This is a genomic window from Variovorax paradoxus, assembly GCF_029919115.1.
Lineage (GTDB): Bacteria > Pseudomonadota > Gammaproteobacteria > Burkholderiales > Burkholderiaceae_C > Variovorax > Variovorax paradoxus_O.
The window spans coordinates 2873678-2899716 of sequence record NZ_CP123990.1; the positions used below are offsets into that span (position 1 = coordinate 2873678).

Annotated in this window: 26 protein-coding genes; 13 read left to right on the forward strand and 13 right to left on the reverse strand. The window is 65.2% G+C overall.

All coding sequences use genetic code 11. The features are described from left to right. Window positions 1-112: 112 nt before the first annotated feature. From QHG62_RS13990 to QHG62_RS14035, 10 genes are all read left to right on the forward strand, one after another. Entirely contained in the window at window positions 113-343 is a 231-nt protein-coding gene (locus tag QHG62_RS13990) for a formate dehydrogenase (RefSeq protein WP_281151421.1), read from the forward strand. A gap of 14 nt (window positions 344-357) precedes the next feature. Continuing rightward, window positions 358-3345, forward strand: coding sequence for a formate dehydrogenase subunit alpha (locus tag QHG62_RS13995; protein ID WP_281151422.1), 2988 nt, complete (start codon window positions 358-360; stop codon window positions 3343-3345). 9 nt (window positions 3346-3354) lie between these two features. Further along, window positions 3355-3978 (forward strand): formate dehydrogenase FDH3 subunit beta, encoded by a 624-nt coding sequence (gene fdh3B / locus QHG62_RS14000; RefSeq protein ID WP_281151424.1) that lies wholly within the window; start codon window positions 3355-3357, stop codon window positions 3976-3978. Beyond that, window positions 3975-4229: a hypothetical protein gene (locus QHG62_RS14005; RefSeq protein ID WP_281151426.1), complete on the forward strand. Its 255-nt coding sequence runs from the start codon at window positions 3975-3977 to the stop codon at window positions 4227-4229. Before fdh3B ends, QHG62_RS14005 begins: the two co-directional genes overlap by 4 nt. Before the next feature lie 11 nt (window positions 4230-4240). Next, entirely contained in the window at window positions 4241-5464 is a 1224-nt protein-coding gene (locus QHG62_RS14010; RefSeq protein ID WP_281151427.1) for a formate dehydrogenase subunit gamma, read from the forward strand. Continuing rightward, the gene (locus tag QHG62_RS14015; protein ID WP_281151428.1) at window positions 5461-5874 is read left to right on the forward strand and encodes a hypothetical protein; all 414 of its coding nucleotides are present in this window, start codon (window positions 5461-5463) and stop codon (window positions 5872-5874) included. Before QHG62_RS14010 ends, QHG62_RS14015 begins: the two co-directional genes overlap by 4 nt. After that, entirely contained in the window at window positions 5871-6743 is an 873-nt protein-coding gene (locus tag QHG62_RS14020; protein WP_281151430.1) for a formate dehydrogenase accessory sulfurtransferase FdhD, read from the forward strand. Before QHG62_RS14015 ends, QHG62_RS14020 begins: the two co-directional genes overlap by 4 nt. A 70-nt stretch (window positions 6744-6813) precedes the next feature. After that, complete coding sequence (locus tag QHG62_RS14025; protein WP_281151432.1) at window positions 6814-9330, forward strand: ABC transporter permease; 2517 nt, start codon at window positions 6814-6816, stop codon at window positions 9328-9330. A 99-nt stretch (window positions 9331-9429) separates the two neighbouring features. Beyond that, window positions 9430-10881, forward strand: coding sequence for an AAA family ATPase (locus QHG62_RS14030; RefSeq protein WP_281151433.1), 1452 nt, complete (start codon window positions 9430-9432; stop codon window positions 10879-10881). A 4-nt stretch (window positions 10882-10885) separates the two neighbouring features. Beyond that, the gene (locus tag QHG62_RS14035) at window positions 10886-11110 is read left to right on the forward strand and encodes a SlyX family protein (RefSeq protein WP_281151434.1); all 225 of its coding nucleotides are present in this window, start codon (window positions 10886-10888) and stop codon (window positions 11108-11110) included. 278 nt (window positions 11111-11388) lie between these two features. Here QHG62_RS14035 and trhA read toward each other — a convergent pair whose 3' ends face one another. The 8 genes from trhA to cyoA are packed head-to-tail and all read right to left on the reverse strand — an operon-like array spanning window position 11389 to window position 18952. Next, on the reverse strand, window positions 11389-12051 hold the full coding sequence (gene trhA / locus QHG62_RS14040; RefSeq protein WP_281151435.1) for a PAQR family membrane homeostasis protein TrhA: 663 nt from the start codon (window positions 12049-12051) through the stop codon (window positions 11389-11391). 18 nt (window positions 12052-12069) lie between these two features. Further along, window positions 12070-12621 carry a response regulator transcription factor gene (locus QHG62_RS14045; protein WP_281151436.1) on the reverse strand — a complete coding sequence of 184 codons (552 nt, stop codon included), beginning with the start codon at window positions 12619-12621 and terminating at the stop codon, window positions 12070-12072. Continuing rightward, entirely contained in the window at window positions 12618-14036 is a 1419-nt protein-coding gene (locus tag QHG62_RS14050; protein ID WP_281151437.1) for an ATP-binding protein, read from the reverse strand. Before QHG62_RS14050 ends, QHG62_RS14045 begins: the two co-directional genes overlap by 4 nt. Then, window positions 13993-14796 (reverse strand): SURF1 family protein, encoded by an 804-nt coding sequence (locus QHG62_RS14055; protein ID WP_281151638.1) that lies wholly within the window; start codon window positions 14794-14796, stop codon window positions 13993-13995. The genes QHG62_RS14050 and QHG62_RS14055 overlap by 44 nt, the downstream gene beginning before the upstream one ends. A gap of 59 nt (window positions 14797-14855) precedes the next feature. Beyond that, window positions 14856-15254: a cytochrome o ubiquinol oxidase subunit IV gene (gene cyoD, locus QHG62_RS14060; RefSeq protein WP_281151438.1), complete on the reverse strand. Its 399-nt coding sequence runs from the start codon at window positions 15252-15254 to the stop codon at window positions 14856-14858. Then, complete coding sequence (cyoC, locus tag QHG62_RS14065; RefSeq protein WP_281151439.1) at window positions 15251-15916, reverse strand: cytochrome o ubiquinol oxidase subunit III; 666 nt, start codon at window positions 15914-15916, stop codon at window positions 15251-15253. Before cyoC ends, cyoD begins: the two co-directional genes overlap by 4 nt. After that, the gene (gene cyoB, locus QHG62_RS14070) at window positions 15909-17924 is read right to left on the reverse strand and encodes a cytochrome o ubiquinol oxidase subunit I (protein WP_432445601.1); all 2016 of its coding nucleotides are present in this window, start codon (window positions 17922-17924) and stop codon (window positions 15909-15911) included. Before cyoB ends, cyoC begins: the two co-directional genes overlap by 8 nt. Next, window positions 17921-18952 carry a ubiquinol oxidase subunit II gene (gene cyoA / locus QHG62_RS14075; RefSeq protein ID WP_281151441.1) on the reverse strand — a complete coding sequence of 344 codons (1032 nt, stop codon included), beginning with the start codon at window positions 18950-18952 and terminating at the stop codon, window positions 17921-17923. The genes cyoB and cyoA overlap by 4 nt, the downstream gene beginning before the upstream one ends. 178 nt (window positions 18953-19130) lie before the next feature. On the opposite strand from cyoA, the gene QHG62_RS14080 reads away from it, so the two are divergent. Then, the gene (locus QHG62_RS14080; protein WP_281151442.1) at window positions 19131-20471 is read left to right on the forward strand and encodes an MFS transporter; all 1341 of its coding nucleotides are present in this window, start codon (window positions 19131-19133) and stop codon (window positions 20469-20471) included. A gap of 90 nt (window positions 20472-20561) precedes the next feature. Continuing rightward, window positions 20562-21251, forward strand: a complete 690-nt coding sequence (locus QHG62_RS14085) for an HAD family hydrolase (protein ID WP_281151443.1) — start codon at window positions 20562-20564, stop codon at window positions 21249-21251. Between the two features lie 8 nt (window positions 21252-21259). Here QHG62_RS14085 and QHG62_RS14090 read toward each other — a convergent pair whose 3' ends face one another. The 5 genes from QHG62_RS14090 to QHG62_RS14110 all read right to left on the reverse strand — a co-directional run bounded on the left by QHG62_RS14090 (window position 21260) and on the right by QHG62_RS14110 (window position 25439). After that, a complete protein-coding gene (locus tag QHG62_RS14090) occupies window positions 21260-22264 on the reverse strand; it encodes an isopenicillin N synthase family dioxygenase (RefSeq protein WP_281151444.1) in 1005 nt (334 codons plus the stop codon). A 16-nt stretch (window positions 22265-22280) separates the two neighbouring features. Further along, window positions 22281-23024 (reverse strand): amino acid ABC transporter ATP-binding protein, encoded by a 744-nt coding sequence (locus QHG62_RS14095; RefSeq protein ID WP_281151445.1) that lies wholly within the window; start codon window positions 23022-23024, stop codon window positions 22281-22283. Then, entirely contained in the window at window positions 23021-23743 is a 723-nt protein-coding gene (locus tag QHG62_RS14100) for an amino acid ABC transporter permease (protein WP_281151446.1), read from the reverse strand. Before QHG62_RS14100 ends, QHG62_RS14095 begins: the two co-directional genes overlap by 4 nt. A gap of 13 nt (window positions 23744-23756) precedes the next feature. Continuing rightward, the gene (locus QHG62_RS14105; RefSeq protein ID WP_281151447.1) at window positions 23757-24452 is read right to left on the reverse strand and encodes an amino acid ABC transporter permease; all 696 of its coding nucleotides are present in this window, start codon (window positions 24450-24452) and stop codon (window positions 23757-23759) included. 159 nt (window positions 24453-24611) lie between these two features. Then, on the reverse strand, window positions 24612-25439 hold the full coding sequence (locus QHG62_RS14110) for an ABC transporter substrate-binding protein (RefSeq protein ID WP_281151448.1): 828 nt from the start codon (window positions 25437-25439) through the stop codon (window positions 24612-24614). A 174-nt stretch (window positions 25440-25613) separates the two neighbouring features. On the opposite strand from QHG62_RS14110, the gene QHG62_RS14115 reads away from it, so the two are divergent. Next, window positions 25614-26036 carry a group II truncated hemoglobin gene (locus QHG62_RS14115; protein WP_281151449.1) on the forward strand — a complete coding sequence of 141 codons (423 nt, stop codon included), beginning with the start codon at window positions 25614-25616 and terminating at the stop codon, window positions 26034-26036. The last annotated feature ends 3 nt before the right edge of the window (window positions 26037-26039 follow it).

The window sequence follows — 26039 nt, forward strand, 5'->3', positions numbered from 1 at the left end:
GCTCCTGCGCTCCGTAGAAATACGATTGTTAGAAATTAGGGTCTAGACTAGTATCCAGATGTACAACCATCAGTTCACATCTGATTTGCCCACAGCCACTCCTGGAGATCACATGCAGGACAGCCAAGCAGCCGGCATCAAGCCGGCCTCGCGTCGAGGTTTCTTTTTTGGCGCTGCCACGGCAGGCGCCGCGGCCGCCGCAGTCGCGGTGCTCCCCAAGGTGGCCGAGGCCCCCGCAGCCGTCGAAGCTGCCGCTCCCGAGCTGAAGCCCGCGCCTGAAAAAGGCGGCGGCTATTCGCTCAGCGAACACGTCAAGCACTACTACAAGACCGCTTCGGCCTGAAGCGGATACCCACGATGTTGCTGACCAAGAAAACGACCGCCGCGACCAGCACGTCGCGGCAAGGGGAACGCGAGTCTTCTGCGTTCATTCACAGCCTGCGGCGCGGCCTTTCGGGCGCACTGCCCACGATGGACCGGCGCGCCTTCTTGCGCCGTTCCGGGCTTGGCGTAGGCGTCGGGCTGGCCGCAGGCCAGCTCACGCTCATGCGCAAGGCCGAGGCGGCAGGCGATGCCCGGCCCACCGCGGTGGGCGCCGGCAAGGTTGAAATCAAGCGCACCGTGTGCTCCCACTGCTCGGTAGGCTGCGCCTCCGACGCCGTGGTGGAAAACGGCGTATGGGTGCGCCAGGAACCGGTGTTCGATTCGCCGATCAACCTGGGCGCGCACTGCGCCAAGGGTGCTGCGCTGCGTGAGCACGGCCATGGCGAGTACCGCCTGCGCTATCCGATGAAGCTGGTCAACGGCAAGTACGAGCGCATCAGCTGGGACACCGCACTCACCGAGATCACCGCCAGGCTGAAAGACCTGCGCCAGGCCAGCGGCCCCGATTCGGTCTACTGGATCGGTTCGTCCAAGCACAGCAACGAACAGTCTTACCTGCTGCGCAAGTTCGTGAGCTTCTGGGGCAGCAACAACTGCGACCACCAGGCGCGCATCTGCCATTCGACCACCGTTGCCGGCGTTGCGAACACATGGGGCTACGGCGCCATGACCAATTCGTACAACGACATGCGCGGCGCCAAGGTGGCCATGTACATCGGCTCCAACGCGGCCGAGGCCCACCCGGTCAGCATGCTGCACATGCTCCACGCCAAGGAGCACGGCTGCAAGATGATCGTGGTCGACCCCCGCTTCACGCGCACGGCGGCCAAGGCCGACGAGTACGTGCGCATCCGCTCGGGCTCGGACATCGCCTTTCTCTTCGGCATCCTGCACCACATCTTCAAGAACGGCTGGGAAGACAAGAAGTACATCAACGACCGCGTCTTCGGCATGGAAAAAGTGCGCGAGGAAGTGCTGGCCAAGTGGACGCCGGACAAGGTCGAGGAAGCCTGCGGCGTGAAAGAGGCGCAGGTGCTCAAGGTTGCCACCTGGCTGAATGAAAACCGCCCCGGCACCGTGGTGTGGTGCATGGGCCAGACGCAGCACACCATCGGCAATGCGATCGTGCGCGCGTCGTGCATCCTGCAGCTGGCGCTCGGCAACGTGGGCAAGTCGGGCGGCGGCACCAACATCTTCCGCGGCCACGACAACGTGCAGGGCGCCACCGACGTGGGCCCCAACCCCGATTCGCTGCCCGGCTACTACGGCATCGTCGAAGGCTCGTGGAGGCACTTTGCCGCCACCTGGGGCGTCGACTACGACTGGATCAAGGGCCGCTTCGCATCGCCCGCAATGATGACCAAGCCCGGCATCACTGTGTCGCGCTGGATCGACGGCGTGCTCGAGAAGAACGAGTTGATCGACCAGGACTCGAACCTGCGCGGCGTGTTCTATTGGGGCCACGCGCCCAACTCGCAGACCCGCGGTCTCGAGATGAAGCGCGCCATGGACAAGCTCGACCTGCTGGTGGTGGTCGACCCGTACCCGTCGGCAACGGCGGCCATGGCCGCCATGCCCGGCCGGCCGGAAGACCTGAACCCCAACCGCGCCGTCTACCTGCTGCCCGCATGCACGCAGTTCGAGACCAGCGGTTCCGTCACGGCGTCGAACCGCTCGATCCAGTGGCGCGAGAAGGTGATCGAGCCGCTGTGGGAGAGCCGCAGCGACCACATGATCATGCAGCAGTTCGCCGACCGCCTGGGCTTTGGCAAGGAACTGAGCAAGAACTACAAGATGCAGAAGGTCAAGGGCATGGACGAGCCCCTGCCCGACGACATCCTGCGCGAAATCAACAAGACCTGCTGGGCTGTCGGCTACACCGGGCAGAGCCCCGAGCGCCTGCAGGCGCACATGCGCAACATGGGCGCGTTCGACGTGCGCACGCTCAAGGTGAAGGCCGGCGTGAAGGACAAGGTCAACGGCTACGACCTCACGGGCGACTACTTCGGCCTGCCGTGGCCCTGCTACGGCACGCCTGAACTCAAGCACCCGGGTTCGCCCAACCTCTACGACACGTCCAAGCACGTGATGGAAGGCGGCGGCAACTTCCGTGCAAACTTTGGTGTGGAGCGCGACGGCAAGAACCTGCTGGCCGAAGACGGCTCCCATTCGGTGGGCGCCGACATCACCACCGGCTACCCCGAGCTCGACCACGTGCTGCTCAAGAAGCTGGGCTGGTGGGACGAGCTCACCGAGGCCGAGAAGCCGAAGGCCGAAGGCAAGAACTGGAAGACCGACAGCTCGGGCGGCATGATCCGCGTGTTCATGAAGAACCACGGCTGCCATCCGTTCGGCAACGCCAAGGCGCGTGCAGTGGTCTGGAACTTTCCGGATGCGATTCCGCAGCACCGCGAACCGCTGTACGGCAACCGGCCCGACCTCATGGCCAAGTACCCGACGCACGACGACAAGATGGCCTTCTGGCGCCTGCCCACGCTCTACAAGACCGTGCAGCAGAAGAACATCGCGGACAAGGTGCACGAGAAATTCCCGTACATCATGACCTCCGGCCGCCTGGTCGAGTACGAGGGCGGCGGCGAGGAAACCCGTTCGAACCCCTGGCTTGCCGAACTGCAGCAGGAGATGTTCATCGAGATCAACCCGAAGGTCGCGGCAGAAAAGGGCATTCGCAACGGCGAGCGCGCCTGGGTGCACACGCCCACCGGCGCAAAGCTCAATGTGCAGGCCCTGGTCACCGAGCGCGTGGGGCCCGACACGGTCTTCATGCCGTTCCACTTCTCGGGCCGCTGGCAGGGCGCCGACATGCTCGGCTATTACCCGGCCGGCGCTGCGCCGGTGGTACGCGGCGAAGCCATCAACACCGGCACGACTTACGGTTACGACAGCGTGACCATGATGCAAGAGACCAAGACCACGGTCTGCAATGTGGAAAAGGCATAAGGAAGCACCATGGCGCGAATGAAATTTGTGTGTGACTCGGAACGCTGCATCGAATGCAACGGCTGCGTCACTGCCTGCAAGAACGAAAACGAAGTGCCGTGGGGCGTGAACCGCCGCCGCGTGGTCACGCTGAACGACGGGGTGCCGGGCGAAAAGTCGATCTCGGTGGCCTGCATGCATTGCTCCGACGCACCCTGCATGGCCGTGTGCCCGGTGCAATGCTTCTACCGCACCGAAGAAGGCGTGGTGCTGCACGACAAGGACGTGTGCATCGGCTGCGGTTATTGCTCGTACGCCTGCCCGTTCGGCGCACCGCAGTTCCCCTCCCAAGGCACCTTCGGCGTGCGCGGCAAGATGGACAAGTGCACCTTCTGCGCCGGCGGCCCCGAGGCCAATGGCTCCGAAGCCGAATTTGAAAAGTACGGCCGCAACCGCCTGGCCGAAGGCAAGCTTCCGGCCTGCGCCGAGATGTGCTCGACCAAGGCTCTGTTGGCCGGCGACGGCGACGTGGTGGCCGACATCTTCCGCACCCGAGTCGTCCAGCGCGGCAAGGGCGCCGAAGTGTGGGGCTGGGGCACCGCCTACGGCTCCCAGCAGGCCGGCACGCCGCCGGTGAACGGGGTGCAGAAGTGAAGCGGCAGGGCCTCGCCATCCTGGGCGTTGCGCTGGCCGCAACCTGCCTGGCGGCCTGCGGCGAAAAGCCGCAGACCAATGCGCAGGGCGTGAAGCATGACGCCGTTCCCTGGAGCGGCACCGGCACCAAGGAGAACGCCGGCACGGTGTTCACCGCGCCCGACTGGAAGGTCGGCGACAAGACCGCCTGGCAGCAGCAGCTCAAGACCCGCGCGCAAAACGGGCAGAACGAATACAACAAAGAGAACTGAACGGAGAGCCCATGAAGCAAGCGCTGACCGCTCTCGTTCTTTCCGCCGCGCTGGGTTCGGCGTTTGCGCAGGCGCAGCCGCCGGCCGCGCCGGGAACGACGGCCGCACCTCCGGCACCTGCTGCTACCGCCGCACCGGCGCCCGCCGCAGGCGGCATCCGCAGCCAGAACATCTTCGAGGTCAAGCCCGAAGCGAGTGCCGACCCCAACTACCCGAACCAGACCAACGGCGAGCGCATGAAGGTGCAGCCCGGCAACAACGCGCCCATGTGGCGCCAGGTGGGGCAGGGCGTTACCGGCTACAGCAGCCTGCCGAAAAGCGAGGCGCCCGAGGCCGGCAACCTGATCCAGCCGTTCGTGCAGTACCCCGGCTCGCGCTTGACCAACGCCGGCGAAGCGTGGCGCCAGGTGCGCAACGACTGGATCATCCCCTATGGCGCGGCGCTGCTGTTCGTCACGCTGCTGGCGCTGGCCATCTTCTACTTCACGCGCGGGCCCATTCGCCTGCACGGCCAGGAAACCGGCCGCAAGATCGAGCGCTTCACGCCGTTCGAGCGGGCCACGCACTGGTCGAACGCCATTGCATTCGTCACGCTCGCCATATCCGGCATCGTGATGGCCTTCGGCAAATTCTTCCTCTTGCCGTGGATGGGCTTGACGCTGTTCGGCTGGATTACCTACGCGCTCAAGAACGTCCATAACTTTGTCGGCCCGCTCTTCGTGGTGACGACGGTGTTCATGGTGTTCACCTTCATCCGCGACAACATTCCGCGCGCCATGGACCTGAAATGGCTTGCGCGTTTCGGCGGCCTCTTCGGCGGCAAGGAAGTGCCTTCGCACCGCTTTAATGCGGGCGAGAAGCTGGTCTTCTGGGGCGGCGTGCTGTTTCTGGGGCTCTTCGTCATCGGCTCGGGGCTCTTCCTCGACAAGCTGCTGCCGGGCTTTGTCTACACCCGCGGCGAAATGCAGGTGGCGCACATGGTCCACGGCATTGCCACGCTGCTGATGGTGGCAATGATCATGGGCCACATCTACATCGGCACCCTGGGCATGACCGGCGCCTACAAGGCCATGCGCACCGGCTACGTCGACGAGACCTGGGCCAAGGAACACCACGAACTCTGGTACGACGACATTGCCGCGGGCAAGATCCCCGCACAGCGCTCGGCCCCGGCCGATGCGTCGGCACCTGTCGCAGTGCGGTCGCCAAGGCCCGCCGAAGGAACGTCCTCATGAAGAAGCTGTCTGTGCCGTTGAAACTTTCCGCACTGGTGCTCGCGCTGGCCGCGCCCATGGCATGGGCCAAGCTGCCGCCGCCCCCCGCCACCCCCGAGGCCAAGATCAAGGCGGCCGAAGCCGCCGCCAAGACCGCGTGGAGCGGCAAGGTCGACGCCTACAAGCTCTGCCTGGCGCAGGACCGCGTGGCCGCCGCATACCGCACGAGCGCGGCATCGTCGGGCAAGCCGGTGCCTACTGCCGTCGCAACGCCGCCTTGTGCCGACCCGGGTCCGTTTGCATTCACGCCCCCGGCAGACGCCAAGCCCCTCGAGGCTTCGGGTGCGCATTCGCCGGCCACCACGGCGGCATCGCCGCCCAGCACCAACCAGCCGGCCGCCACCGTCAATCCCACGCCCAAGGCGCAGTGACGACGCGTTTGCCGTTGCAGCTTCCACGTCTTACTCAAGCCCGCGCCGCGCTCACGCGCGAGGTCGAGGTCGTCGACGAGCATGGCGCCCATGGCACCGTGTCCATTCCGGCCGAGCGCGATCTCACAGTGTATGTAGACCGGCGCGAGCTGGTCACGCTGATGACGCTCGGCGCCCAGCCCGAGCTGCTGGTGCTGGGCTACCTGCTGAACCAGCGCCTCATCGAATCGGCGAGCGACGTCGAATCGGTCACGGTGGATTGGGATGTGGGCGCCGCCGCTGTAAAAACGCATGCCGGCATCGACCGCATCGAAGAGCGCACCGCAAAGAAGGTGGTGACCACCGGCTGCGGCCAGGGCAGCGTGTTCGGCGACCTGATGGCCGACATCGACAAGCTCCGGCTGCCGCCCACCCGCATGACGCAGGCGCAGCTCTACGCGCTGGTCAACGCCATCCGGCTCCAGGAGAGCACCTACAAGTCGGCCGGTTCCGTGCACGGCTGTGCCCTGTTCACGCTCGAGCCGGGCGGTACCGAGGCCACGATGCACTGCTTCGTCGAGGACGTGGGCCGCCATAACGCCATCGACACCATAGCGGGCTGGTGCGCCATGCAGCCGGCGGGCGCGCTGGCGGGCGACCGCGTCTTCTATACGACGGGCCGGCTCACGAGCGAAATGGTGATCAAGTCGGCGCAAATGGGTGTGCCCATCGTGGTTTCGCGCAGCGGCATCACGCAAATGGGCCACGAGGTGGCCACGCGCGTCGGCCTGTGCGCCATCGGCCGCGCCACCAACCGGCACTTCGTCTGCTATGCGGGTGTCGATCGGCTCGTGTTGCAGCCGGAACTCGCGCGCCGCAATCCGGCCTAAAGGCTGTTCCCCTACTCGCGGTAAGCCCCTGAAAGGCGTCGACGCGCCCGCGTCGGCTATCGTCTCGCCCATGAATGCCTCCCTCCGCCTTGGCTGGCGCACCCTCTGGCGCGATCTGCGCGCCGGTGAACTGCGCCTCTTGATCGTTGCCGTGCTGCTGGCCGTCGCAGCACTCACCGCTGTCGGCTTCTTTGCCGACCGATTGCAGGGAGGCTTGCAGCGCGATGCGCGGCAACTGCTCGGCGGCGATGCGGTGGTAGTGAGCGACAACCCCACGCCCGAGGCTTTCATCACGCAGGCACGCGCATTCGGCCTGCAGGGCACAGGCACCTACGGCTTTCCCACCATGGCGCGGGCCGACGATGCCCAGGGCGGCGCCAGCAAGCTGGTGGCGCTGAAGGCGGTGACCGCGGGTTATCCGCTGCGCGGCAACCTGCAAACCGCGAATACTCCGGATGCGCCTGGCAGCATCACACGCGACATTCCTCCGGGGGGCGAGGTCTGGGTCGATGCATCGCTGCTCGACTCGCTCGCGCTCAAGGTGGGAGACATGCTTCTTCTCGGCGACAGCAGCCTGCGCATCGGGCGCGTGATAACGCTCGAGCCCGACCGCGGTGCGGGCTTCATGAGCTTTTCGCCGCGCGTCATGCTCAACCAGGCGGACGTGCCGCGCACCGGCCTCGTGCAGCCCGCGAGCCGTGTGGGCTACCGCTACGCAGTGGCGGGCGCCGATGCCGACGTCAAGCGCTTTTCCGACTGGGCGGAGGCCACCATCAAGAAGGGCGAAATGCGCGGCGTGCGGCTCGATTCCTTCGAAGGCGGCCGCCCCGAAATGCGCCAGACGCTGGACCGTGCCGAAAAATTCCTGAGCCTCGTCGCGCTGCTTGCGGCGCTCCTGTCGGCCGTGGCCGTGGCGCTGGCCGCGCGCGGCTTTGCTGCCAACCATCTGGACGACTGCGCCATGCTGCGCGTGCTCGGCCAGAGCCAGCGCACCATCGCCATGGCGTATTCGTTCGAGTTCGCGGTCGTCGGCATCGTGGCCAGCAGCCTCGGCGTGGCCATCGGCTTTGCCGTGCACTACGTGTTCGTGGTGCTGCTTGCGGGCCTGGTCGAAACGGCGCTGCCGGCAGCTACCTTGTGGCCCGTGGCTTTCGGCCTGGGCATGGGGCTCACGCTGCTTTTCGCGTTTGGGCTGCCGCCGGTTCTGCAGCTGGCCAAGGTGCCGCCGCTGCGGGTGATCCGGCGCGATGTCGGCGGGCTCAAGCCCGCATCGCTCGCGGTGCTGGGCATCGGCGTGGCCGGCTTTGCCGCATTGCTGATTGCGGCCAGCAGCGACCTGAAGCTGGGCCTGATCGCCGTCGGCGGCTTTGCGGGTGCCGTGGCCGTGTTCGCACTGCTGAGTTGGCTCGCTGTGAAAGTGCTGCGCCGCAGCGTCAATGAAACCACCGCGCCGCGCTGGCTGGTGCTGGCCACGCGCCAGATCTCGGCGCGTCCGGCGTACGCCGTGGTCCAAGTGAGCGCGCTGGCAGTCGGCCTGCTTGCGCTGGTGCTGCTGGTGCTGCTGCGCACCGATTTGGTTGCGAGCTGGCGCAAGGCCACGCCGCCCGATGCACCGAACCGCTTCGTCATCAACGTCATGCCCGACCAGAGCACGGCGTTCCAGAAATCGCTGCGCGATGCGGGCGTGAAAAAGTTCGACTGGTACCCGATGATCCGCGGCCGGCTGGTGGCCATCAACGACAAGCCGGTGTCGCCCGACGACTATGTGGAAGACCGCGCCAAGCGCCTTGTGGACCGCGAGTTCAACCTCAGCAACAGCGTGGAGGCGCCGTCGCACAACAGCATCGTCGCGGGTGCGTGGAAGCCCGACGCGCCCGGCGAAGTGAGCGTGGAAGAAGGCCTGGCCGAAACGCTCGGCCTCAAGCTGGGCGACGTGCTGCGCTTCGACATCGGCGGCATGCAGAACGACGCGCGCATCACCTCGCTGCGCAAGGTCGACTGGGGCTCGATGCATGCGAACTTTTTCGTGATGTACACCGTGGCCGCATTGCCCGATGTGCCCGTGACCTACATGGGCGCCTTCCGCGCACCCGAAACCCGTGGCTTCGACAACGCGCTGGTGCGCAGCTACCCCAACGTGACCAACGTGGACATGAGCGCCACCATCAACCAGGTGCAGCGCGTGCTCGACCAGGTGATTCGCGCGGTCGAGTTCCTGTTCGGCTTCACGCTTGCGGCGGGCCTTGTGGTGCTGTTTGCCGCGGTCACCGCCACGCGTGAAGAGCGCGCGCGCGAGTTCGCGGTGATGCGCGCGGTGGGCGCGCGCGCCAGCCTGCTGCGCCAGGTGCAGCGCGCCGAGCTGGCCGGTGTCGGCCTGCTCGCCGGCTTCCTGGCGAGCATCGTGGCCTCGGTCATCGGCTGGGGCCTGGCGCGCTACGTGTTCGACTTCACCTGGACCGCATCGCCCGTGGTGCCGGTGGTCGGTGCGCTCGCGGGTGCCGTGCTGGCGCTGGCCGCGGGATGGTGGGGGTTGCGCGACGTGTTGCGCCGGCCGGTGGTGGACACGCTGCGGCGCGCGGCCGAATAATTGATAGAGATAGATTTTTTTCTTTAGCCGTGGGCGGGAAGGGCCTGGGAATGCAATACATTCCCCGGCCCTGCATTCATTCGATGAGAACCCCCCTACATGCGCTTGGCGTCATTCCAGATCACCAACTTTCGCTCGATCAACGACAGCGGCTCCATCGATTCCACACAGCTCACGGCAATTCTCGGCCGCAACGACAGCGGCAAGTCGAACCTGCTGCGCGCGCTGCGCAGCCTGAACCCCGCTGAAGGCATAACCGAGCTCAGCCCGATCAAGGATTTTCCGCGGCATCGTCGCCTTGAAGAGTGCCAGCCCGATACACCGGTCGTCGCTACACGCTGGGCTCTCGACGAGAGCGAGCGGGCTCAACTGGCGGAGATGCTTCCGCGCGCGGCCAACGTGCGCCACGTCACCGCGGGCCGCGGCTACGGCACGGCGCGCTGGACGGGGCTCGAAGGTTTGGCGGAGCTATCGCTCGACGTGTCGGACATCAAGGGCAAGGTGCGCAAGATCGTGCCGGCGGTGAAGGCCGCAGCCGAGAAAGTCGCAGAGGAAGCGAGGGCGACGCTGGAGCAAGAGGCCGACGCCTTCGACGCCGCAATGATCCTGAGCCCCGACTACATCCGGTGGTCGGAAGGCGCGGTGAAGGCGCTGCAAACCTTGCGCAAGGCGCTGGCCGTGGCGAATGCCGAACTCAGCGACAAGCAGGAACAGATGCTGGTCGAACTCGAGGACATGGCAAGCGCAATCGCCAACGACACGCCGGCACTCGCGAAAGCAAAGCAGTGGGTGCTCGAAAAGCTGCCTCGCTTCATCTACGTGGACGAATATCCGGCGCTGCCCGGGCGCCAGAACATCGCCGACTACCTGGTGCGCAAGGGCTGGGGCCAGGCCGCGCCCGAGCAGCAGGGCTTCGAAAAGCTCTGCAAGGTGGCGGGGCTCGACGCGCAACAACTGCAAGACCTGCTCGACAAGAATGACCTTGCCACGCGCAATCAGCTTGTCAACCGCGCGGGGGCAGTCGTCACTTCGGAGATCCGCAGGTTGTGGAAGGACCGCGAACTCAAGGTGCGCTTCAACCTCGACGGCCCGTACATGGACACGCTGGTGTCCGACCCCGACGACACCTACGAGGTGGAAGTGAACCTTGACGAGCGCAGCCGTGGCTTCCAATGGTTCTTCTCGTTCTACGTCACCTTCTTTGCGGACACCCAGGGCGGCCGCGCGGGCGATGCCATCCTGCTGCTGGACGAGCCCGGCCTGCACCTGCATGCACGCTCGCAGGCCGACTTGCTCGAGCACTTCGAGCGCGACTTCGGCAACCAGGTCATCTACACCACGCACTCGCCGTTCATGGTGCCGGTTCATCGGCCCGACGCGGTGCGCACGGCCAGCATGGGGCCTTCGACCGGCACCATCGTGAGCAACAAGGCAGAGGGAGATGAGCGCACGCTGTACCCGTTGCAGGCCGCGCTCATGCTGAGCCGCATGGTGAACGAAGGCACCGCGCCAATCGAGAGCAACGCTCCAGCGGCAGTTCCTGTCCAATAGAGCCATGGAACACCTACCGGACGACATTGCAGAGCGGCTGACCGAACTCGAGATCAAGTCGAGTTACGCGGAAGACCTGCTGGAGCAACTCAACATGACGATCTACCGCCAACAGCAGCAGATCGACAGCCTGATTCTCCAGGTGACCCAGTTGAAACAGCAGAGCCAGAACGCGGCACAAGAGGGGGCAGCGCGCAGCTTGCGGGACGAGTTGCCGCCGCACTACTGAGAACTCTGCTTGCGCTTGCTGTTTTGGGGACGCCGCTTGTTCAGGGCGGCGCACCCGCCGACGGGGTACCTTTCTCCGCGAATGTCCCCCGATAAAGGAGGAGCCGAAGGCGGGGGACATTCGCGGAGGGGAGTACCCGGTGGCCTTTGCACGCGCCCTGAACAACAGCGCCCAGAACGGGGGACATTCGCGGAGGGGAGTACCCGGTGGCCTTTGCACGCGCCCCGAACAACAGTGCTTCAAACACCAGTGCTACTCAGACCTCCCAGCAAACAAGATCAGCCGTGCGAATGCCAGAGCACAGCAAAGAAGTGGCAAGAACTGCCAGCCAGCACGAACAGGTGCCATACAAAGTGCGCGAACCGCACCTTGTTGTCGAACAAGAAAACCACCGCACCGGCCGTGTAGAAAAGCCCACCGGCCACGAGCCAACCCAGGCCTGCCGGCGACATGCGTTCGTACAGCGGCACCGCCGCCATCAACGCCATCCAGCCCATTGCCACATACAGGCCGGTGGACCACAGCGGATGCTGCAGACGGTTGAACAGCTTGGCACCCACGCCCAGCGCTGCCGCCGCGCAGATTGCTCCGAACAGCGTCCAGCCCCACGGCCCACGCAGCACACCGAACAGAAACGGCATGTAGCTGCCCGCGATGAACAGGTAGATCGCCGCATGGTCGAGCCGGTTGAACCACGCCTTGGCCTTTCCGGTAGGTAGCGCGTGGTACAGCGTGGAAATCAGGTACAGCACGATGGCCGTTCCTGCAAAGAGGGAGGCACCGACGATGCTTGCGGCCTGCCCCTTCTGCGCGGCGCTGTAGACCAGGATCGGCAACGACGCGATCGCCAGCAGCAGGCCGAGGCCGTGGCTCAGCGCGTTGAAGATTTCTTCCAGCGTGGTCTGGTCACGCACTGCGGATGTCGGCTTGCCGGAACTCATGTTTGTCGATTCGCTTTGCTACTTGACCTGCTGCTTGCCGAGCTTGCGCGCCAGCGTGCGCCGGTGCATTCCAAGCCGCCGCGCAGTTTCTGAAATGTTGAAGCCGGTTTCGGCAAGGGTTTCGTGAATGCGCTCCCACTCCAAAGTCTTGATCGAGGTCGAGCGGTTGGTCAACTCTACCTCGGTCGTGCCCGTTGCCCGGCCGAAGGCCGCTTCGATGTCGTCGGTGTTGGAGGGCTTGGCAAGATAGTGGCAGGCACCCAGCTTGATCGCCTCGACCGCAGTGGCAATGCTTGCAAAGCCCGTGAGCACCACGATCAGCATCTCGGGGTTGTGCCGGTGCAGCATCTGCACGCAGGCCAGGCCCGATGCTTCGCCATTCAGCTTCAGGTCGACCACCGCATAGCCCGGCGAATGGCCTTGCAGCAGCGCTTCGACCTCTTCGGCATTGCTTGCATGCGTTACCGCATAACCGCGGCGCTCGAATGAACGGCCGAGCGTGCGCGCAAAGGCCGCGTCGTCTTCGACGATCAGCAGCTGGCGCTCGGCTTCGGCGGCTTCTTCGGTCATGGGCTTGTGGTTCCAGTCATGGCAATGGTGTCGGCGATGGCTTCCTCGTCGTCGTCCTCTTCCTCCAGCACCACGGCCGCGAGCGGCAGCGTAATGGACACAATGGCGCCACCTTCGGGCCGGTTGCGCACCGCAACGCGGCCCCCCAGCGTGCGGGCCACGTTCACCACCAGGAACAGCCCGAGCCCGCCGCCCGGCCGGCCCTTGCTCGACTGGTACGGTTTGCCGAACTGCTTCAGCATTGCGGCGGGAAAGCCCGGCCCTGCATCGGTGACCGTGAGCGTCAGCGCATCGGCGTCTTGCGCCACCTCGAAGCGCAGCCAGTGCGGCGAGGCCTCGAGTGCATTGTCGAGCACGTTGCAGATCATCTGCTTGACTGCCGAATCGGAAACCATGGGCAGGTCGCGGCCAAAACGGTTCTCGTAGTCGAACTCTTCCACAGGGCGTGTGGTGCGCCATTCTTCGACCAGCTCGTCGAGAAAGGTGCTCACCGTCGTTTCTTCGGACGACTCGCCGCGCGCCTCGCCGGCCGACAGCAGGATGCCGCTCACGATGCTCTTGCAGCGCTGGATCTGCAGCTCCATCTCGGCCACTTCGGTCAGCAGCTCGGGGTCGGAACTGAAATGCGGCAGCCGGCGCCAGTCGCCGAGGATCACCGCCAGCGTGGCAAGCGGCGTGCCCAGCTCATGCGCGGCACCCGATGCGAGCAGGCCCATGCGCACGATGTGTTCTTCCTCCGACGCGCGCTGGCGCAGGTCGGCCAGCCGCGCGTCGCGTGCGCGCAGGTTGCGGCTGATGCGCGTGATGAAGACCACCAGCAGCGCGGCGTTGAGCGCAAAGCAGATCAGCATGCCCTGCACATAGGGGCTCCAGAGCCCGCGGTCGTGGTCCAGGGGCAGTGCAAGAGGGCGCGAGAAAAGCGCCAGGCCCGCAAAGCACAGGCCGGTAACGACCACGATGGTCCAGGTTGACCACGCCTTGAGCAGCACCGCACCCAAGATGACCTGCAAGAGGTACAGAAAGATGAACGGATTGGTGGCGCCGCCGCTGAGGTAGAGCTGCGCAGTAAGCGTGGCCACATCGACCAGCAGCGCGAGAAACAACTCGCCGTTGGTCACCTTGCGAAGGGTGCGCGAGCGCAGCAGGCTCACCACGTTGAAGAGGGCCAGGCACGCCAGCACCAGCAGCATCTGGTCGAGCGGCAGCCGGATGCCGAAGCCGTAGTGCACGAACAGGATGGTGATCACCTGCCCGACGACGGCGAACCATCGCAGCTGGATCAGCTGCTGCATGTTCTTGTGCCCGGTGGCGTTGTCAAGGCTTGCGATGCCCGCGCGGGGCGCGTGCAATTCTCCCGCCACGGCAGAAGCCTCAGTGGGGGCGGGGGCCGTCTTGGCGGGTTCGTCCGTCGGCATGGGAGGCATTGTCGCCGCTGCTGTCGGCTGAGTCGGCGAGCTTGCGGCGGCGGCGGTCGTCGCGCCAGACGAACCACGCCGCGCCCGCGACCATCAGTGCCAGGCCGTACCAGGTGATGGCGTAGACGAGATGGCTGTTGGGAAATGCGATGACCGTCAGGCCGCCCGCAGGCCACGCCGGTGCCGCGCCGGGGCTGGAAGGAACGGCCTCGGCATCGACGAAGTAGGGCGCCACATTGTTCAATCCGCGCGCAGCGGCAATCGCCTCCACGTCGCGCGAGAACCAGCGGTCGGCGGCGGAATCGTTCTTGCGCAGGAAGCCGCCCTTGGGCTCGGTGATGCGCAGCAAGCCGGTCACGGTGGTTTCGCCCTTGGGCTCCGTGGCCGCACGCGCGGTGCGCTCACGTGCGTCGGGCGGCACGAAGCCGCGATTGACCAGCACCGTGGTGCCGTCGGCAGCTTGCAGCGGCGTCATCACCCAGAAGCCGGCGCCGAGCCGGGTGCTGGCCTGAACCAGCGTTTCCTTGTCGTGAAGAAAAGTGCCGGCAATGCGCAGGTGCCGGTACTCGTCGGTGGCTGCGTTGATCTGCGGCCAACGGTCTCGCGCCGGAGCTTCGGCGGCCGGGGCGTGCACGCGCTGTTCGACGCGGGCGATGAGATCGAGCTTCCAGGCCCTGCGCTCGACCTGCCAGTTGCCGAGTGCGGTAAAGCCCGCAAAGGCAAGCGCCGCACAGACCATGAAGACCACCCGTGCGGCCATGGAGCGCTGGCGGCCGGCCGGTGTGTTGCGGGCGCCCTGGTCTGGCGGCAGGGTCGTCGTCAAGGCATGTTCTTCATGTCGTGCACCGACATCGGCATCATGTTGGCGTTCATGTGGTACATGACCCAAAGCGAGCCGGCCAGCGTGATCACCACGAGCACGATGGTGAAGATGAGCGCCAGCATGTTCCATCCGCTCTCGGACTTGGCGTCCATGTGCAGGAAGTAGATCATGTGGACCACGATCTGCACGGCGGCAAAGCCGAGGATGACGAGCGACGTGGTGTGCGTGCTGGTAAGCACCTTGCCCATCACGAGCCAGAACGGAATTGCGGTGAGGATGACGGCCAGCACAAAGCCCGTCATGTAGCCCTTGAAGGTGCTGTGGCTCACGGGGCCATCGTCGTGATGGTCGTCGTGGCCGTGCGCGGCTGCAGTGTTGGTGTGGGCGGTGCTCATGCCATCGATCCCATCAGATAGACGAAGGTGAAGACGCCGATCCAAACCACGTCCAGGAAGTGCCAGAACATCGAGAGGCACATCAGGCGGCGGCGGTTGGCGGCGGTGAATCCATGCTTGGGCAGCTGGATCATCAGCACGATGAGCCAGACGATACCGAAGGTCACGTGCAGGCCGTGGGTGCCGACCAGCGCGAAGAACGACGACAGGAACGCGCTGCGCTGCGGACCCGCGCCTTCATGGATGAGGTGCGCAAACTCGTAGAGCTCCAGGCCGATGAAGCCGGCGCCCAGCAGGCCCGTGATGGCCAGCCATGCCAGCGTGCCGCCCATGCGCTTCTTCTGCATCTCGAGCATCGCGAAGCCGTAGGTGATGGACGAGAGCAGCAGCAGCGACGTGTTCACGGCCACCAGCGGCAGGTCGAACAGGTCGGCGCCCGAGGGGCCGGCCGCATAGCTGCGGCCCAGCACGCCGTACACCGCGAACAGGCAGGCGAAGATGAGACAGTCGCTCATCAGGTAGAGCCAGAACCCGAGCAGCGTGCCGTTCTCTGGGTGGTGGTCGTTGCCGACGTGGAACAGCTCGAACACGGGCGGCTTGCCCGTCTGGTCGCTGTGGGCGTGGCCGGCCGCGGGGGAGTGGAGGGCGGTGGTATCAGACATGGGCTGCTGCTGCCAGGAGGCGCGTGCGTTCGGCTTCGGTACGGACGACGTCTTCCGAGGGAATGTAGTAGTCGCGCTTGTAGTTGAAGGTATGGATGATCACGGCGGCCAGCATGGCAACAAAGCCGATGCCCGCCACGAGCCACATCTGCCAGATCAGCGCAAAACCGCAGACCGCCGCCAGGGCCGCGATGATGAAGCCGGCGCTGGTGTTCTTGGGCATGTGGATGGGCGTGAAGCCTTCGAGCGGGCGGGCGTAGCCGCGGCGCTTCATGTCGGTCCAGGCGTCGTTGTCATGGATGCGCGGCGTGAACGCGAAGTTGTAGGCCGGCGGCGGCGACGAGGTCGACCATTCGAGCGTGCGGCCGTTCCATGGGTCGCCCGTGGTGTCGCGCAGCGACTCGCGGCGCACGAAGCTCACCACCAGCTGGATGAGGAACGACGCAATGCCCAGCGCGATCAGCACCGCGCCGAAGGCGGCCACCTGGAACCAGAACTGCAGCGACATGTCCTGGAAGTGGCTCATGCGGCGCGTGACGCCCATCAGGCCCAGCACATACAGCGGCATGAACGCGACCCAGAAGCCCACGAGCCAGAACCAGAACGAGCACTTGCCCCAGAACGGATCGAGCTTGTAGCCGAAGGCCTTGGGAAACCAGTAGGTAATGCCCGCCAGCATGCCGAACAGCACGCCGCCGATGATCACGTTGTGGAAGTGCGCAATGAGGAACAGGCTGTTGTGCAGCACGAAGTCGGCAGGGGGCACCGCGAGCAGCACGCCCGTCATGCCGCCGATCACGAAGGTGACCATGAAGCCGACGGTCCACATCATGGGCAGCTCGAAGCGGATGCGGCCGCGATACATGGTGAAGAGCCAGTTGAAGATCTTCGCGCCCGTGGGAATCGAGATGATCATCGTCGTGATGCCGAAGAACGAATTCACGCTGGCGCCGGAGCCCATGGTGAAGAAGTGGTGCAGCCAGACGAGGTACGACAGGATGGTGATCACGATGGTGGCGTACACCATCGAGGCATAGCCGAAGAGGCGCTTGCCGCTGAAGGTGGACACCACTTCCGAGAAGATGCCGAAGGCCGGCAGGATCAGGATGTACACCTCGGGGTGGCCCCAGATCCAGATCAGGTTCACGTACATCATGGCGTTGCCGCCGAGGTCGTTCGTGAAGAAGTTGGTGCCGGCGTAGCGGTCGAGCGACAGCAGCGCGAGCACGGCGGTGAGCACCGGGAAGGCGGCCACGATGAGCACGTTGGTGCACAGCGCGGTCCAGGTGAACACCGGCATCTTCATCATCGTCATGCCGGGCGCGCGCATCTTCACGATGGTGGCCAGCAGGTTGACGCCCGAGAGCAGGGTGCCTACCCCCGCTATCTGCAGCGACCATATGTAGTAGTCGACCCCCACGTCGGGGCTGAAGAGAATGCCCGAGAGCGGCGGATACGCCAGCCAGCCGGTCTTGGCGAACTCGCCCACGAAGAGCGACGCCATCACCAGGCCGGCGCCGAAGGTGGTCATCCAGAAGCTGAAGTTGTTCAGGAACGGAAAGGCCACGTCGCGCGCGCCGATCTGCAGCGGCACCACGAAGTTCATGAGGCCCGTGACCAGCGGCATGGCCACGAAGAAGATCATGATCACGCCGTGCGCGGTGAAGATCTGGTCGTAGTGATGCGGCGGCAGGAAGCCGGCGTTGTCGCCGAAGGCCACCGCCTGCTGGGCACGCATCATGAGTGCGTCGGCAAAGCCGCGCAGCAACATGACGAGGCCGAGCACGATGTACATGATGCCGATCTTCTTGTGGTCGATACTGGTGATCCAGTCGCGCCAGATGGTGCCCCAGAGCTTGAAGTAGGTCACGGCGCCCAGGACTGCAAGGCCGCCCAGCACCACGGCTGCAAAGGTCGCAAGCAGAATCGGCTCATGGTAGGGAATCGCCTCCCAGGTGAGGCGGCCGAAGATGAGCTTCGTCAGGTCAAGGTTCTCGAACATCGTCATTCTTCGGTGGTGCACATCGCCGTGACGTACTTGCGCATGGGCGAATTGATGAGGGGGTCAGCAGCCTGCCAGGCTTGCTTGGTGGCAACGTTGAATGCGCCGGGCTTGCCCAGTCCGCCGTCCGCGTCGATGGCCATCATTTGCTTCATGCACATCTTGTTGCGGTCTACGCAGCGGTTCAGGATGGCGTCGTACAGGTCGGGGGCCACGCTGGTGTAGTGGCGCACGGGGTCGCGCTCGCTCGGGGCTTCGAGCTTCAGGTAGGTTTCGCGGGTGAGCTCGCCGTCTTTTCCGGCCTTGGCCCTCTTTACCCACTCCTGGAAGCCTTCGTTGCTCAGGCCGTGGAACTTGAAGCGCATGCCAGAGAAGCCCGCGCCACTGTAGTTGGCGGAAAAGCCTTCGAACTCGCCCGGCTTGTTGATGACCGCGTGCAGCTTGGTTTCCATGCCCGGCATGGCGTAGATCTGGCCGGCCAGTGCGGGAATGAAGAACGAGTTCATCACCGAGGTGGCGGTGATCTTGAACGAGATCGGCCGGTCGACGGGCGCAGCCATTTCATTGACCGTGGCAAAACCCTCTTCGGGGTAGATGAAAAGCCACTTCCAGTCGAGCGCCACCACTTCGACCACCAGGGGCTTGGCTTCGGCGGGAATCGGGCGCTCTGCGTCCAGACGGCTGAGCGGCCGGTACGGGTCGAGCGTGTGCGTGCTGATCCAGGTGATGGCGCCCAGCGCAATGATGATCAGGAGCGGCGCGCCCCAGATGGCGAGTTCGAGCTGGGTGGAGTGGTCCCAGTCGGGGCTGTAGTCGGCCTCCTTGTTCGACTGCCGATAGCGCCAGGCAAAGAAGAGCGTCAGCGCGATCACCGGAACGATGATGATCAGCATCAGCACCGTCGAGACGACGATGAGCCGCCCCTGCTGGTTGGCGATGTCGCCGGAAGGATTCATGAGCACCGTGTTGCAGCCTGCCAGGAAGGCAAGGGGAAGCAACAGGGACCATCGCCGAAGAGATTTGAGGGTGGGCATGCCGAAAGAAAGAAGTGCAGGGGCTGCGCAAAGACCCCACAATCTACGACCAAAGGGCGCGCCCCGCTATTGGACGTTTTGTCCTATGGCGGGAATCCCCATTCGGTGAGACGCTTGGAGCCTCCCTGTTCATGGTCTACCTTTGTCACTGCACGTGACACCCGAATTACAAAACGCAATGACGACGACGTCCAGCATCCTTCCGCAAGGCGCACCGCCGGCGCCGAACACGTCCGAAAACGACGCCCGGCAGGGCGACGGGCATTCCCACATTGCGCCGGGCGAGATCGCCGTCGGCGTGATCATCGGGCGGGCATCGGAATACTTCGATTTCTTCGTCTACGGCATCGCGTCGGTGCTGGTATTTCCGTCGGTTTTCTTTCCATTCGAGGCGCGCCTCGAAGGAACCCTCTACGCCTTCGTGGTTTTTTCGTTCGCCTTCATTGCGCGGCCGTTCGGCACCGTCATTTCAATGGCCATCCAGAGGCGGTTCGGGCGAGAGGCCAAGCTGACCATTGCGCTGTTCCTGCTGGGAACCTCCACCGCGGGCATCGCCTTCTTGCCGGGGTACGCGAGCATCGGGTTCACGTCCATCGTGCTGCTGTCGGTGTTCCGCTTTGCACAGGGCTTGGCGCTCGGCGGCTCGTGGGACGGGCTGCCTTCGCTGCTGGCGCTCAATGCGCCGCAGAACCGCCGCGGCTGGTACGCCATGCTCGGCCAGCTGGGCGCACCGCTCGGTTTTTTTGTAGCCAGCGCACTTTTCGCCTACCTCTATGGCAGCCTGGCGCTCAAGGACTTTCTCGATTGGGGCTGGCGCTATACCTTCTACGTCGCGTTCGCAATCAACGTGGTGGCGCTCTTCGCGCGCCTGCGGCTGGTGGCCACCGAAGAGTATTCGCGCCTGCTCGAAGAGCGCGAACTGCAGCCCACCAGCGTGGTCGAGCTGACCCGCTCGCAGGGCGCCAACCTGCTCATCGGCGCGTTCGCCGCGCTGGCCAGCTATGCGCTGTTCCACCTGATCACGGTGTTCCCGCTGTCGTGGATCACGCTGTACTCGGACCAGTCGATTACCGAATTCCTGGTGGTGCAGATGATCGGCGCGGCATTCTGCGCCGGCGGCATCGTGGCCTCGGGACTCATTGCCGACCGCGTGGGGCGACGGTTTACGCTGGGCGGGCTGGCGGCGATGATTGCTGTTTTCAGCGGCTTCGCGCCCACGCTGCTCGACGGTGGCCGCATCGGGCAGGACATCTTCATCTTGCTGGGCTTCGTGCTGCTTGGCCTCTCCTACGGCCAGGCCGCCGGGGCGGTGACCTCGAACTTCGAACCCAAGTACCGCTACACCGGCGCCGCGCTCACGGCTGACTTGGCCTGGCTCATCGGTGCGGCTTTTGCGCCGCTGGTGGCGCTCGGCTTGTCGGCGAATTTCGGGCTGGCGTATGTCAGCGTCTATCTGCTGTCCGGTGCAGTCGGCACGCTGGCGGCGCTGGGCCTCAACCGGGCGCTGGTGCGGGACTGATCAGCGCCGAAGCGGGTGTTCGAAGAAGGGGCCGGTCGGCCCCTTTTCCGTTTCAGACGCCGCGGCGCCGGCTGGCTTAGGATTCGGCGCATGTTCGCCGCCGCAATTTTCGACATGGACGGGCTGCTCATCGATTCGGAGCGGCCCATCATGGCCGCCTGGATCGAAGCAGCCCGCACGCTCGACATCGAGCTTTCGCACGCCCAGTACCTGCAATGCGTGGGGCTGGCCATGGCTGAGTCGAAGCAGATCCTTGCTGCGCTGCTCGGTGGCGCAGCCGCTTACCAGCATGCGGCATCGCAAGTGACCGCCGCGCTGCAGTTGCAGCGCGCCGACGGCGACATCCGGCCGCTCTTCCCCATCAAGCCCGGCGCGGCCGAGTTGCTCACCGCCTTGCGCGGACGCGGCACACGCTGCGCGGTTGCCTCTTCGTCCACGCGCGGCCAGATCGCGGCCTGCCTGGGTAGCCTCGACGTGCTTCATCACTTCGAGGCCTTCGCGGGCGGCGATGAGGTGACACGCGCCAAGCCCGACCCGGCGCTGTACCTGCTTGCGGCGGAGCGCCTGGGTGTAGACCCGGCGGAGTGCGTGGCCTTCGAAGACAGCGAGAACGGCGCGAAGGCGGCGCTGGCTGCGGGCCTCAGGGTCGTCATCGTGCCGGACCTCAAGCACCCGCCGGAGCCGATCATCGGGCAGGCGTTTCATGTGCTCGATTCGCTGCACGACGCCATGGCGCATGTGCCGCTGTGGTTTCCCGCCCCGGCACAGAAGCTTGCCTGACCCGGGGGTCAGAGCACTTCGTCGCGCAGCTGCGGGAACACCTTCGACACCTTCGCGAGCAGGTAGTCGCCATAGCGGCCGCTGAAGGCGTGCACGTTGGCGCGGTCCCAGCGCTCGGCACTGTCGTCGCGCGCCTCGGCACCCTGCAGCCCTTCGATGCGCTGCACGCGGGCCTCGAAGTTCGGATCGAAGAACAGCGGAAACGAAAGCCGGTCGCGCCCCGAGGTGTTGCGCTTCACCCGGTGCGGGGTCGATTTGTAGAGCCCGCCCGTCATGCGGTCGAGCATGTCGCCGATGTTGCAGACGAACGAGCCGGGAATCGGCGGCGCATCGATCCAGCCGCCCGGCGTATGCACCGCGAGGCCGCCGACGTTGTCCTGGTGCAGGATGGTGAGCAGGCCGTAGTCGGTGTGCTCGCCCACGCCCCATTGCACGTCCAGGCCTTCGGGCACGGGCTGCGAGGGGTAGTTGAACAGGCGGAACAGGATCAGTGGGTCAGCGGTGTAGCGCTCGGCGAAATACGTGGCCGGCAGGCCCAGGCTCAGCGCGATGCCTTCCATCAACCGATGGCCCAGCTGCGTGACGGCCGCCATGTAGTCGAGGATGGTTTCGCGAAATCCCGGCACGTCGGGAAAGAGGTTCGGCCCGTGCACCGGCGTTTTCGCCAACACCAGCGGGTGTGTGGCGGGCAACTCGGTGCCCAGGTAGAGGCCTTCCTTCCAGTCGGGCCGGCCGGAGGTCAGCTCACCGCCCAGCGGAAAGAAGCCGCGCCAGGCGCGCCCGCCCAGGGCCATGCGCCATTGCATCTTGGTTTCTTCGGGCAACTCGAAAAAGCGGTGGCTCAGCACTTCGAGCTGCTGCACCAATGCAGGGTCGACGCCATGGCCTGTGACATAGAAGAAGCCGTGCGCACGGCACGCGGCGCCGATCTGCGCGGCCACGCCGCTGCGTTCGGGCGTGCCGGACACGAGCGGGGTGACATCGATTACCGGAAGTTCTTGTGAGTCGGTCATGGTCGAAGGGAGCGTGTCACGCGCCGCGCGCGAAGGGCGAGCGGATGTCCGAAAGAAACTGCTGCGCGCGGGGGTGCTGCGGCCGGTTGAAAAAGTCGTCGGGCGTGGCGCGCTCGAGCACCTTGCCTTCGTCCATGAACAGCACGCGGTCGGCCACCTCGCGGGCAAAGCCCATCTCGTGCGTGACGCAGACCATGGTCATGCCGTCACGCGTGAGGTCGCGCATCACCAGCAGCACTTCGCCCACCATCTCGGGGTCGAGTGCGCTGGTGGGCTCGTCGAACAGCATCAGCGGCGGCTGCATGGCGAGCGCACGTGCAATGGCCACGCGCTGCTGCTGGCCGCCCGAGAGTTCGCCGGGCCAAGCATTCGCCTTGTGCGCCAGGCCTACGCGCTGCAGCAGCGCCATCGCGCGCTCGTCGGCTTCCTTGCGCGTAAGCCCGCGAAGTTGCATCGGCGCCATCGTGCAGTTCTGCAGCACCGTGAGATGCGGAAACAGGTTGAACTGCTGGAACACGAAGCCGATGCGCGAGCGGAACGCATTCACATCGGTGCCGGGCGCATGGATGTCCTTGCCCTCGATGAGGATGCGGCCCGACTGGATCGGCTCCAGCCGGTTGAAAGTGCGGATCAGCGTCGACTTGCCCGACCCCGAGGGGCCGCAGACGACGACCACTTCGCCCTTGTGGATGGTTTCGTTGATGTCGACCAGGGCTTGGTAGCTGCCATACCACTTGTTGACGTTCTGGAGTTCGATCATGCGGACACCTTGGGAGCCGTGGCGGGGTCGGCCACGGACATGCCGCGCCGCGCGAGGCGGCGCTCCAGCCAGTAGGCGAAGCGCGAAAGCCCGAAGCAGAGAATGAAATAGGTCCCGCCCAGGATCAGGTAGATCTGGGCCGGCTTGGTGAACACCTGCGTGTTGATCTGCGTCGCGATGAACGACACCTCGGCCAGGCCGATGATGTAGCCGAGCGAAGTTTCCTTGATGGTCGAGACGAACTGGTTCACCAGCGAGGGCAGCATGCTGCGCAGAGCCTGCGGCAGCACCACCAGCCGCATCGCCCTGCCGTAGCCCAGGCCCAGCGCGCGCGCCGTTTCCATCTGCCCGCGCGGCAGGCCCTGGATGCCGGCGCGCACGATCTCGGCCAGGTAGGCCGCATCGAAAATCACGAGCGCGATCAGCATGGTGATGAACTGGTCGGTCTTCACGCCCGTGACGCTGGGCAGGAAGAAGTAGGCCCAGAAGATAACCATCAGCAACGGCAAGCCGCGCACCACGAAGACGAAGCCCGTCACCGGCCAGCGCAGCCAGCGCCAAGGGCTCACGCGTGCCAGGCCGAGCACAATGCCCAGCGGCAGCGCGAGCACCAGCCCGCAGGACGCGAGCAGCAGCGTGAGCACCAGCCCACCGAGCGGCCCGTTCGGGTACTGCCCGATGAGGAAGTACACCCAGTAGTCGTTGATGATCTCGAGCATCTGGCCGGCCGCTCTAGATGGTTCTTACCGGAAAGCGGTGGTGGTACCAAGTGGCCAGCCCGGTGATGGCGAGCGACACCGTCAGGTACGCCGCGCTTGCAAACGCGAACGACTCGAAGCTGCGGAAGGTTGCGCTCTCGACCTGCCCGGCCTGGTACATCAGCTCGGCCACGCCGATCACTGTGGCGATCGAAGTGTTCTTCCAGAGGCTCAGCGTCTGCGAGATGAGCGGCGGCACCGTCACGCGCAGCGCCTGCGGCAGCACCACGCGGCGCATGGTGCCCATGAAGCCGAAGCCCAGCGCGCGGCCGGCCTCGAACTGCACAGTGGGAATCGCGCGGATGCCGCTGCGGATGTCTTCCGCCATGAAGGCGGCCGTGTAGAGCGCCAGCGCAATGATGGCGCTGTAGGCCTCGATGTGGCCCGCATACAGCCATTGCTTGATGCCCTCGGGCAGCAGCTCGGGCGCACCGAAGTACCAGAACAGCATGTGCGCGAGCAGCGGAATGTTGCGGATCGACTCCACGTACGCAAAGCCGAGCCAGCGCAGCGGTGCGACGGGCGAAAGGCGCAGCAGCGCCACCACCAGCGCGATGGGCAAGGCGAGCAGCAAAGAGGCCGCCAGCAGCTGCAGCGAGAGCAGCAGGCCCGCGACCAGCATGTCGTGGTACTGGCCGGTGAGCAGCAGCGAATAGTCGAACAGGGGCATGAGGGGCGACAGTATCACCGCCGCGGGAGGGATTGGCTCCCTCCCCCGCTGGGGGAGGGTTGGGATGGGGGCGCGACGGCGCAGAATGCGTCGCGCTTGTGCGAAAGCTGTCAGCCCCCATCCCTGCCTTCCCCCGGAAGGGGAAGGAGAAACGCGGACTCAGTCGATCTTGTCGCTCTCGAGCTTGAAGTCCCGCGTCTGGAAGCCCGATGCCGTATTCGGCCCGTACCACTTGACGAAGATCTTCTGCGCCTCGCCGGACTTCTCGAGCTCGCGCAGCGTCTCGTCCACCACCGCTTTCAGGCCGCTCTCGCCCTTCTTGATGCCGATGGCCAGCGCCTCGGTGCTCAGGTTCTGCTTGAGCACCACGTATTTGGCCTTCTGCGGGCCGAGCTTGGCATAGCTGCGCAGCAGAGCGGCCTCGTCGTCCACATAGCCCACGCCCTTGCCCTGCTGCAGCGCCTGGAAGGCCTGCTGGCTGGTGTCGAAGGTCACCACCTCAGCGGTGGGCACGGCCTTGCGGATGTTCGGCTCCTGCGTGCCGCCACGAATGGTCAGCACCTTCTTGCCGGCCAACTGCGGCACGTCGGTAATGCCGCTGTCCTTCTTCACGATGGCCTTCTGGCCGGTGACGAAGGTGGTCAGAGAAAAGTCGATCTGCGCCTCGCGCTCCTTGTTGTGCGTGAGGCCCGCAGCCACCAGGTCGACGTGGCCCTGCTGCAGTTCAGGAATGCGCGCGGCCACGGCAATCTGCTTGAGCACCGGCTTCACGCCGATCTTCCTGGCAATTGCGTTCACCAGGTCGACTTCATAACCGACGATCTGGCGCGTCTTCGGGTCGATGAAGGTCGCAGGCTCGTCGGTGCCGAGCACGCCCACCACGAGCTCCCCTTTTTTCTTGATGTCGGCAAGCTGGTCCGCCTGGGCCGCAATGCCCGTGAAGAGGGCGGAAGCGGCGAGGGCCGCGGCGATGAAGTTCAAGCGCATGTTCTTCTCCTTCTTGGAAAACAAGGACCGGACCATATCAATAAAACCGTGGATTATTAAATCCTCAATCGACATATACATATGGGTGCCCGAATGGTCCTGATGCCGGTACTGGAATCGCGAGAATTCAGCCGGCGTGCGGGCCGGGGAGGCTGCTGGAGGGATACTCCCGCCATGCAGATTCACGAAAAGCCCCCCGTCGACACCCCCTTCGAATGGATCGGCGGCGAACCCAAGGTTCAGGCGCTGGTCGACCGGTTCTACGACCTGATGGAGCTCGAGCCCGTCTATGCGCAACTGCGCGCGGTGCACGGCACCAGCCTGGACAACGCGCGCCAGCGCCTCTTCTGGTTCCTGTGCGGCTGGCTCGGCGGCCCGCAGCACTACACCGACCGCTTCGGGCATCCGATGCTGCGCGCGCGCCATTTGCCGCAGAGCATTGGCGGGCACAGCATCGGCATCAAGGAGCGCGACCAGTGGCTGGCCTGCATGGACCAGGCGATGGGTGAAACGGGTGTGCCCGAGGGGTTGCGCGCCAGGTTGCGCGATTCGTTCTTCCAGACAGCTGACTGGATGCGAAACCGCGGCGAGCAATAAGAC